This window comes from Flavobacterium sp. (assembly GCF_020217025.1).
GTDB lineage: Bacteria > Bacteroidota > Bacteroidia > Flavobacteriales > Flavobacteriaceae > Flavobacterium.
Genome location: NZ_JAIWOF010000107.1, coordinates 1 through 10,000, shown reverse-complemented (window position 1 = coordinate 10,000; position 10,000 = coordinate 1). Strand labels below are relative to the sequence as shown.

At 33.7% G+C, this 10,000-nt stretch carries 9 protein-coding genes; 2 read left to right on the top strand and 7 right to left on the bottom strand.

The window, feature by feature from the left end; all coding sequences use genetic code 11:
* Nucleotides 1–520 (top strand): alpha/beta hydrolase (locus LDL23_RS05235; protein ID WP_291264768.1); only part of this gene is annotated, 520 nt, incomplete at its 5' end.
* A gap of 34 nt (nucleotides 521–554) precedes the next feature.
* Here the strand turns inward: LDL23_RS05235 and LDL23_RS05230 are convergent.
* The 5 genes from LDL23_RS05230 to LDL23_RS05210 form a co-directional block, all read right to left on the bottom strand.
* Nucleotides 555–1,280, bottom strand: coding sequence for a TIGR00730 family Rossman fold protein (locus LDL23_RS05230; protein ID WP_291264767.1), 726 nt, complete (start codon nucleotides 1,278–1,280; stop codon nucleotides 555–557).
* Between the two features lie 88 nt (nucleotides 1,281–1,368).
* Complete coding sequence (uvrA, locus tag LDL23_RS05225; protein WP_291264766.1) at nucleotides 1,369–4,200, bottom strand: excinuclease ABC subunit UvrA; 2,832 nt, start codon at nucleotides 4,198–4,200, stop codon at nucleotides 1,369–1,371.
* A 90-nt stretch (nucleotides 4,201–4,290) separates the two neighbouring features.
* Nucleotides 4,291–6,108 (bottom strand): chloride channel protein, encoded by a 1,818-nt coding sequence (locus LDL23_RS05220; protein ID WP_291264765.1) that lies wholly within the window; start codon nucleotides 6,106–6,108, stop codon nucleotides 4,291–4,293.
* 53 nt (nucleotides 6,109–6,161) lie between these two features.
* On the bottom strand, nucleotides 6,162–6,827 hold the full coding sequence (locus LDL23_RS05215; RefSeq protein ID WP_291264764.1) for a DNA alkylation repair protein: 666 nt from the start codon (nucleotides 6,825–6,827) through the stop codon (nucleotides 6,162–6,164).
* Nucleotides 6,814–7,410 (bottom strand): acyl carrier protein phosphodiesterase, encoded by a 597-nt coding sequence (locus tag LDL23_RS05210; protein WP_291264763.1) that lies wholly within the window; start codon nucleotides 7,408–7,410, stop codon nucleotides 6,814–6,816. The genes LDL23_RS05215 and LDL23_RS05210 overlap by 14 nt, the downstream gene beginning before the upstream one ends.
* 194 nt (nucleotides 7,411–7,604) lie before the next feature.
* Here LDL23_RS05210 and glmM point away from each other — a divergent pair, with 194 nt between their 5' ends.
* A complete protein-coding gene (glmM, locus tag LDL23_RS05205; RefSeq protein ID WP_291264762.1) occupies nucleotides 7,605–8,993 on the top strand; it encodes a phosphoglucosamine mutase in 1,389 nt (462 codons plus the stop codon).
* A 38-nt stretch (nucleotides 8,994–9,031) separates the two neighbouring features.
* On the opposite strand, the gene LDL23_RS05200 is transcribed toward glmM, so the two are convergent.
* Nucleotides 9,032–9,460, bottom strand: a complete 429-nt coding sequence (locus LDL23_RS05200) for a hypothetical protein (protein WP_291264761.1) — start codon at nucleotides 9,458–9,460, stop codon at nucleotides 9,032–9,034.
* A 110-nt stretch (nucleotides 9,461–9,570) separates the two neighbouring features.
* Nucleotides 9,571–10,000, bottom strand: a 430-nt coding sequence (locus LDL23_RS05195) for a T9SS type A sorting domain-containing protein (protein WP_291264760.1), incomplete at its 5' end; no start/stop codon positions are given.

The following is a 10,000-nucleotide window of genomic DNA, read 5'->3' as shown; positions in this document are numbered from 1 at the left end:
TTTTGACGCGCCAGCACACGGAAAATCAAAAGGAAATTATTCGATAATGACCGAATTTATTGCTTCAATTTTAGAATTGGAAAAACAATACGGTTCGTTTGAATATGCTATTGGACATTCGCTTGGTGGTATGTCGGTTTTGAATGCGATTAAACAAAATTTGAATGTTAAAAAGGCGGTTACCATTGGAGCTGGCGATATCATTCAAGACATCATTGATGATTTTATCAATAAATTACAATTAAAACCAGAATACGGAATCAAATTAAGAGATCATTTTGAAAAACGTTTTGTTGGAAAAATGAGTGATTATTCGGCTTACAAAGCAGCAGCAGAAATTAAAATCCCTGTTTTAATCATGCACGATAAAGAAGACGATGATGTTTCAGTCAAAGCGGCTTATCATATTCATGAACATTTACAAGGTTCAGAATTGGTGATTACGGAAGGTTTAGGACATCGTAAAATTTTAGGCGATGAAGCAGTAATTGAAAAAATTAAAGAATTCATATCAAAATAAAAAAAGTCCTTCGAATTGAAGGACTTTTTTTATTTTAGAAGTTTGGTGATAAGTTGTATTTTTTATAGAAGTTATCTAATGCTTCCAATACCTCATCTTCTGTATCAACTACTTTGATTAAGTTCATATCTTCTGGATTGGCGTTTTTCATTTTGTCAATCATCACATTTTTAATCCAATCTAATAAACCTGACCAAAATTCAGTTCCCACTAAAATAATCGGGAATTTTCCAATTTTCTTAGTTTGAATCAAAGTTACCGCTTCAAATAATTCGTCCAATGTTCCAAAACCTCCTGGCATTACCACGAAACCTTGCGAATATTTTACAAACATTACTTTTCTCACGAAGAAGTAATCAAAGTTTAAGTTTTTGTCTTTATCGATATACGGATTAAAGTGTTGTTCAAAAGGCAATTCGATGTTTAAGCCTACCGAAGTTCCGCCTCCATAATGTGCTCCTTTGTTTCCTGCTTCCATGATACCAGGACCACCACCGGTAATTACTCCGTAACCTGCTTTACTAATTTTGTAAGCGATTTTTTCAGCTAATAAATAATATTTATCTTCTGGTTTTGTTCTTGCCGAACCAAAAATAGAGACACAAGGACCAATTCTTCCCATCGATTCGTAACCATTTACGAATTCTGACATGATTTTAAAAATTGCCCATGAATCATTGGTTCTTATTTCATTCCAAGTCTTTTGCTTGAATTTCTCTTGAATTCTGTGGTCTTCGTTTTCGTACTGATCTGCTGCCATAGTAATTTTAGTTAATTTGTTTGTAAACAAACTATTACGATTAAATAATAAAGTTTTAGCAGTGTTGTTGTGTGTAGTAATTAGGTTGCTAAGATAATTCTTTTTTCAAAAACTGCGCCGTATAACTTTTTTTATTTTTCACGATTTCCTCTGGAGTCCCTTTAGCTACTACTTCTCCTCCACCTTTTCCTCCTTCATAACCAATATCAATTACATAATCTGATAATTTTACCACATCTAAATTATGTTCGATAATTAACACTGTGTTTCCTTTATCCACTAACTTGTTGATGACATCCATAAGAACTCGAATATCTTCAAAATGTAAACCTGTTGTAGGTTCGTCTAAAATATAAAAGGTATTTCCCGTGTCTTTTTTAGAAAGTTCCGTTGCCAATTTGATACGCTGCGCTTCACCACCTGAAAGCGTTGTGCTTTGTTGACCTAATGTGATATAACCCAATCCAACATCTTGAATCGTTTTTACTTTTCGATAAATTTTTGGAATATTTTCGAAGAAATCTACCGCTTCATCTACTGTCATATTCAACACATCAGAAATCGATTTTCCTTTATAGCGAATTTCTAATGTTTCTCTGTTGAATCGTTTTCCCATACAGGTTTCACATTCTACATAAACATCTGGTAAAAAGCTCATTTCAATCGTGCGAACGCCTGAACCTTCACAAGTTTCACAACGTCCTCCTTTTACATTGAAACTGAATCTTCCTGGTTTGTAGCCACGAATCATCGCTTCTGGCGTTTGCGTGTATAAACTTCTAATTTCTGAAAAAACATCAGTATAAGTCGCTGGATTAGAACGCGGTGTTCTTCCAATCGGACTTTGGTCGATGTCGATTACTTTATCAATATGTTCTAAACCTTCAATTTTTTTGTAAGGTTGTGGTTTCTTAACTGCATTGAAAAAATGTGCGTTTAAAATTGGATACAATGTTTCATTAATCAATGTCGATTTTCCACTTCCAGAAACTCCAGTAACACAAACTAATTTTCCTAACGGAATTTCAATCGAAACATTTTTTAAATTATTCCCAGTTGCTCCGGATAACTTGATTGATTTTCCGTTACCCTCTCTACGTGTTTTTGGCACTTCAATTTGCATTTTACCATTCATATACTGAGCCGTAATGGTATTTTCTTTTAGCAATTCTTTCGGAGTTCCTTTACTGATGATTTGTCCTCCAAAACGACCTGCTTTCGGACCAATATCAATCACATAATCGGCACGTTCAATCATGTCTTTATCGTGTTCTACTACGATTACTGAGTTACCAATATCGCGTAAACTTTCTAACGATTTAATCAAACGTTCGTTGTCTCTTTGGTGCAAACCGATACTTGGTTCATCTAAAATATATAAAACGCCAACCAATTGCGAACCAATTTGCGTAGCCAATCGAATACGTTGTGCTTCACCACCTGAAAGCGATTTTGAGCTTCGGTTTAAGGATAAATAATTCAAACCAACATCTAACAAAAATTGCAATCTCGCTGTTATTTCTTTTACAACCTCAACTGCGATAACTTTTTGCTTTTCAGATAAATGATTATCTAAATCTGCAAACCATTCGGATAATTCGGCTACATCCATTTGCACTAACTCGCCGATATTTTTCCCGTTTAGTTTGAAATATAACGATTCTTTTCGCAAACGCGTTCCTTCACATTCTGGACAATCATTTTCGTCCATAAATTCTTTTGCCCAACGTTTGATACTTGCCGAATCGGAATTATCGTATTGATTTTTAATGAAATTTGAAATCCCTTCAAAATCGATTTTATAATCTTTTGTAATTCCCATAACCTTTGAAACGACTGAAAACTTTTCGTTTCCACCATACAAAATCATCTCCATTGCTTCTTGCGGAATGGTTTCTATGGCATCGGTTATTTTGAAATCATATTTTTGTGCGATAATTTCCAATTGCTTGAAAATCCATGAACTTTTATATTCGCCTAAAGGAGCAAAACCACCATTTTTTATAGATGATTTTGGATTTGGGATAATTTTTTGAAGGTTGATTTCATTTACCGTTCCTAATCCGTTACAACACGGACAAGCTCCTTTTGGAGAGTTAAATGAGAAATTATTGGGTTCTGGATTAGGATAGGAAATTCCAGAAGACGGACACATTAAATTACGGCTATAAAAACGCACTTCTTGGCTTTCTTGCTCGATAACCATCATGACATCTTCGCCATGATACATCGCAGTTTTGATGCTTTCTGATAGGCGTTTATCGGTATCTTCTTCTAAATCAATCGCCATTCTATCAATTACGATTTCAATATCATGCGTTTTATAACGATCGACTTTCATACCGTATTCTAAATCACGAATCTCGCCATTTACACGAACTTTTAAGAAACCTTGTTTAGCAATTTGCTCAAATAATTCGCGATAATGTCCTTTACGAGAACGAACAACCGGTGCTAAAATATTGATGCGTTTCCCATTGAAATCCTCTAAAATCAATTGCTTGATTTGCTCATCAGAATACGAAACCATTTTTTCGCCCGTATTGTAACTGTAAGCATCAGCGCCACGAGCATACAACAAACGTAAGAAGTCATAAATTTCAGTAATTGTTCCCACAGTAGAACGAGGCGATTTACTTGTAGTTTTTTGCTCAATAGCAATTACAGGAGAAAGTCCGTCGATTTTGTCTACATCAGGACGTTCTAAACCACCCAAAAACTGTCGTGCATAAGCTGAGAAGGTTTCGATGTACCTTCTTTGGCCTTCTGCATAAATGGTATCAAAAGCCAATGACGATTTTCCAGAACCCGACAAACCTGTAATAACTACAAGTTTTTCGCGCGGAATAGTAACGTCTATGTTCTTAAGATTATGAGCTCTTGCTCCAATAATTTCGATAGTTTCTTCTGTGTGTTGCATGTTTTTTTAAGCAAAACGCAAAGATACTGAATTCAATCCAATTTTTATTGTAGACAAGTGTGAAGAAATTTATTAATTTCAAACTATACTTTACTCAATTATCATCGATTTCAATCGCATTCTGTATTTTTCCAAAATAAGTTGTTTGTAAATGAATCCAAGGAAGATTCCATCTTTTAAAACCGGTAAGACTTTACAACCTGATGTGTCAAATTTCTCCATGATGGTTTCTAAGGTTTCATCATAGAAAATAATTTCTTTTGGTGGTTGCATGACTTCGTTTGTGGAAGTGTATTTTACTTTGAATTGCGAGAAAACTATTGGTCGAATTTCATCTAGCAATATCAAACCTAATAACTTATTTTTTTCATCCAAAACAGGAAAAACATCGATATCCGATTGCTGGATTTTCTCAACTAATTCTTCCAAATTATCACTAACCGAAATGGGTTTGAAATCAGTTTGAATTAATTTAGCTACATCAATAGAATTCAAAATATTAGCATCACGATTATCCGTAAAAACTTCACCTTTATCAGCCAAATTTTTAATATCAAAGGAATAAGGCTCGAAACGTTTAGAAATCGCAAAACTTACCGATGAAACAATCATTAAAGGAACCATCAAATTATAACCTCCAGTAATTTCAGCAATAAGGAAAATTGCAGTTAATGGTGCATGAAATAATCCGCTCAATATTCCAGCCATTCCTACAAGAGTAAAGTTTCCAATTGGCAACTTAGCGAAACCGATTATATTGAAAAAATAAGCCACACAAAACCCTAAATACGAACCTACAAAAAGCGAAGGAGCAAAATTTCCACCATTTCCACCAGCACCTAATGTCAAACTTGTAGCATAAACTTTTATTAACATGGTAGCTCCAACAAACAACAACAGAATCCATTTGGATTCTTGAAAGCGCTCGAAAATAGTATTTTGAACCAAACCCTCAGGATTACTATCAGCTAACGTTTTAATACTTTCATATCCTTCACCAAATAAAGAAGGAAACAAGAAAATCAAGACACCTAAAATTCCGGCTCCAAACAATGCTTTATTGATGATATTAAATTTTAATCCACTAAAATAGTGTTCAATTTTTCTGAAAGTTCTCGCATAATTTATGGAAACTAGGCCACTTAAAACGCCTAGTAAAATATAATAGGGTAAATTATGATAATCGAAAAACTGTACTTTTTTAAATGAAAACAAGATGTTTTCATTCAACATTACCGTTGAAACCAAAGCACCCGTTGCCGCACTAATCATAATTGGAATGAAGGCTGTAATACTAATTTCAGCTAGTACCACTTCAATAGCAAACAATACTCCTGCAATCGGGGCGTTGAAAGCAGCACCAATTCCGGCAGCGACACCACAGGCTAATAAAAGCGTTCTATCCTTATAACTTAAACGATAATTTTGTGCATAATTACTCCCAAAAGCAGCTCCCGTAACGGTAATTGGCGACTCTAAACCTGCACTTCCACCCATACCTACCGTAAACGAACTTGTAATGATTTGGGCAAACATTTGCTTTCTAGGCATGATTCCGCGCTTTTTGGCGACAGCATACATAATTTGAGAAGTTCCTTTTTCAATAGAACCATCCAAAACCTTTTTAACAATGATAACGGTGATAATAATACCAATGATTGGCAGCGTACTATTACTGTAAGGAAGATGGAATACATCATCTAATCTTTGAGCTGATTTATAAACCCAATGCGCAAACGTTTTTAGAATAATTACGGCTAAAGCTGAAGAAATTCCAACTAAAACGCACGAAAAATATATAAACTGCCGTGGTGTTAGTAACGATTTTAAAAGAAAAACAAATCGCTCTAAACGTCGGAAGGTTTTGTGTGTAAACGTTTTTAAGGAAAAAGATTTCTTTTTTGGCATTGTCTTGAAGTATTTTACGAAGGTAAATCTTTAATCTGAAAAATAAAACAAAATTAGAGTAAACGTAAGGCTTCTCTTCTAATTAATGGTTTTAAATTGGTTGAATTCACATATATTTCGACTCCTTTTGGATTGAATCTACTATAATCGCGTAAAGCCCAACCAATTGCTTTTTGAATGAAAAATTCGTTGGAATCTTTATGCTTTTCGCATTCCGATTTTAGAATTTCGAAATTAGTTTTTTCCTTATAACTCAATTGAAACAAAATAGCACTTCGATTTAACCACATGTTTTCAGAATTTGAAAAACGTTCAATTACTTTTAAAGTCTCCGAAGGAAATTGCGACAAATAACCCCCTAAAATATACTTCGCAATCGTATCAACTGAATCCCACCAAGAATTGGTAATTATCAGTTTTTCAATCAATTGAATATCTTCTAAAACAAATTTTTTCTTGAACTCTTTTAGTAATAAATCTATTGCAGTTTGATGAAATTCGCGTTCTTTCATTTGGAACAATTCCAAAGCAATAGCTCTAAAGTTAGATTTGACTTCTGCTTTATTTTGTTCGTGGTTTGATTTGAAAATTGCTCGTCTTTTCTCGGTTTTAATTCCAAAATAGGTAAAATTATTCTTCATGTAATTTTCCATTGGAATTGCCAATTCGCTATTGGATGCTTTTCGAAAATCAGCTTCTAAATCACTACAAAATTTCATTGAGTTCCTTTAATTTTTGTTGGCACGAAAGTACTAATTCTTCAAAAAACTGAAAAAATTCCGATTCAAATTCGGTGTAAAAATCTTGAATTTCCACAATTGCTTCTTGCATGTGCACGCGATGCTTGGTTTTATAATCCATTTGAAAAAGAATCATTTCCAACCCAGCGATTGTTGCATAACTTACTAGCCAATTTCGTCCAATCATATAAGGTAACATTCCTTTCGTTCTTTCGGTAAGGATTTCGAAGTTATCTTGCACCAATTGGTAAAAATCAGCAGCGTAATCTTCTAATTTTTCATTGGAATATTTACTCCAATTTTTCGCTAAGAAATGATCATATGCAATATCCATAATCACACCCGAATAATGTCCGTATTTTTCGTGCAAACGATGTTTACTTTTGCGATAAATTGGATGAGCATCTGTAAAACTATCAATATGTCGGTGCAACAAAATCCCTTTTTGCAGTGAATTTGGATAATCTAAATATTGGGAGCCGCGAATACTATCTGCCATGAAATTGCCAATTTTGACAAAATCATCTTCACCTGACAAATAAATATGAGCGAGAAAATTCATGTTGGAAAAGGTTAAAAGTTTATGTGTTTATAAGTTTAAAAGGATTGGTGATTTCGTTTACACATAATTATCAAGAGTAAATATATAAAAATCTTTCTAATTTTTGACGAATTCCAATTTCTAACTTTTTATATTTGTGACACAATTCGGTTTACTATTAAACTTTTAAACCTATAAACTTTTAAACTAAAATAATGACATTAATAAAATCAATATCAGGAATTCGTGGCACCATTGGCGGAAAAGTGGATGATAATTTAACTCCAGTTGATGCGGTGAAATTTGCTTCTGCTTACGGAACCTTTCTAAAACAAAACATTGCAAAAGATAAATTAAAAGTAGTCATTGGTCGAGATGCGAGGATTTCGGGACCCATGATTCATAATTTGGTTGTGAATACATTAGTTGGATTAGGCATTGATGTAATCGATTTAGGCTTATCCACTACTCCAACGGTTGAAATTGCCGTTCCAATGGAAAAAGCGGATGGCGGAATTATCTTAACAGCTTCGCACAATCCAAAACAATGGAATGCTTTGAAATTATTAAATGCAAAAGGCGAATTTTTAAGCGGTGCCGATGGAGCAAAAATTCTAGAAATTGCAGAAGCCGAAGCCTTTGATTTTGCCGATGTGGATTCATTAGGAGAAGTTACGGAAAACAATGCTTACATGGATATTCACATTGATGAAGTATTAGAATTGCCTTTGGTTGATGCTGATTTGGTAAAAACAAAGAAATTCAAAGTAGTTGTGGATGGTGTGAATTCTTCTGGTGGAATTATTATCCCAAATTTACTAGAACAAATGGGCGTTGAAGTAGTAAAATTATATTGCAATCCAAACGGTCATTTTCCTCACAATCCAGAGCCTTTAAAAGAACATTTAGGTGATATTTGTAAATTAGTTGTAGAAGAAAAAGCTGATTTCGGAATTGTAGTTGACCCAGATGTGGATCGATTAGCTTTCATTTCTAATGATGGTGAAATGTTTGGTGAAGAATATACTTTGGTAGCTGTTGCTGATTACGTTTTATCAAAAACTCCTGGAAATACAGTTTCTAATATGTCGTCTTCTCGTGCTTTACGCGATATTACAGAAAAACATGGTGGTACCTATCAAGCAAGTGCTGTAGGAGAAGTAAATGTGGTAGAATTAATGAAGAAAACCAACGCAATAATTGGTGGTGAAGGTAATGGTGGAATTATTTATCCATCATCGCACTATGGAAGAGATAGTATTGTTGGTGCTGCTTTATTTTTAACGTATTTAGCTAACCAAGATAAAACGGTTGCTGAAATTAGAGCAAGTTTTCCTCAATATTATATGAGTAAAAACAAAATTGAGTTAACACCTCAAATCGATGTTGATACTGTTTTAGCTACGCTAACCGAAAAATACAAATCAGAGAACATTTCTACTATTGACGGAGTGAAAATTGATTTCCCAACCGAATGGGTGCATTTACGAAAATCGAACACCGAACCAATTATTAGAATTTATACGGAAGCTCCAACACAATCAGAAGCTGATATTTTAGCAGAACGATTTGTAAAGGAACTAAAAGAAATAGCAGGAATATAAAACAAAAAAGGTCAGATTTAAAATCTGACCTTTTTTTATTATTTACCGTGGCCTTTTCCATGGCCTTTCCCTGGGTGACCATTACCTTTACTGTGTTTATGATCGTGATGGTGGTGTTTTTTTACTTTATATTTTGTTTTGTGTGAATAATTGTAGCGTTGCGGGCTATCGCCATAAAAATCTAATTCTATTTGAGTACTTCTACCTAAATTAATACCTACAAAAATTGAAGGAACTTTTACACTTACTGCCCATTTTCCGTTATTAAAATAAATATAAGTTCCTCTTTGAATATCATAATACATGTTTTGGTCAGGAAAGTAAATATGTCTTGTTTTTGCTCTATACCCATGAGCCGGTGCCCAAGGTGGTGGTCCTTGCGAAAAAACGTCTGTTGGAACTACCAACATAAATACTAAAATTAATACCCCAAAAAGCGTCGCTATTCTGTTCTTAATAGTTTCCATAGTCATTAAATTTAATAGTTATTTGAATTAATAACCCAATAATACTGCCAAAAATTATGTCTTTAGAAATTTTTAACTTATTTTAACATTTTTTAAAAATAGAAAAAAGTCTATTTTACAATGATTTTTTTGGTAGTACTTTGAACGCCATTTGTAACTTTAACCAAGTACATTCCGGCATTTAAATCTAACTTGATGCGGGTTTCGTTTTCAAAATTTTCAGTTTGAACTAATTGCCCTGTTATGGTATAGATTTCAACTTTTGAAGTTCCTTCTAAACCAGAAACAATTAAGTATTCAGAAGCTGGATTTGGATAAACAGCTACTCTATTTTCAATTGGAGTTTGAGAAGATAAAGTTGAAAACCAAGGTAGGCCAAAATTAGCTCCAAAAATATAATCCGCTAAATTAGGATAATCAATGAATGGGTTACGATTCATTTGCCAAGTATATATGTAATTATTACGATTCATTTCAAAATCGTCTCTAGGGTCAGTCGTATTCCAAGTTAGTAAAGTTGCTAAATCACCTAATATTTGG

Coding starts and splice junctions, on each gene's coding strand:
- LDL23_RS05230 (WP_291264767.1), bottom strand. CDS start 1,280: ATGGCAGCAGATCAGTACGAAAACGAAGACCACAGAATTCAAGAGAAA.
- uvrA (WP_291264766.1), bottom strand. CDS start 4,200: ATGCAACACACAGAAGAAACTATCGAAATTATTGGAGCAAGAGCTCAT.
- LDL23_RS05220 (WP_291264765.1), bottom strand. CDS start 6,108: ATGCCAAAAAAGAAATCTTTTTCCTTAAAAACGTTTACACACAAAACC.
- LDL23_RS05215 (WP_291264764.1), bottom strand. CDS start 6,827: ATGAAATTTTGTAGTGATTTAGAAGCTGATTTTCGAAAAGCATCCAAT.
- LDL23_RS05210 (WP_291264763.1), bottom strand. CDS start 7,410: ATGAATTTTCTCGCTCATATTTATTTGTCAGGTGAAGATGATTTTGTC.
- glmM (WP_291264762.1), top strand. CDS start 7,605: ATGACATTAATAAAATCAATATCAGGAATTCGTGGCACCATTGGCGGA.
- LDL23_RS05200 (WP_291264761.1), bottom strand. CDS start 9,460: ATGGAAACTATTAAGAACAGAATAGCGACGCTTTTTGGGGTATTAATT.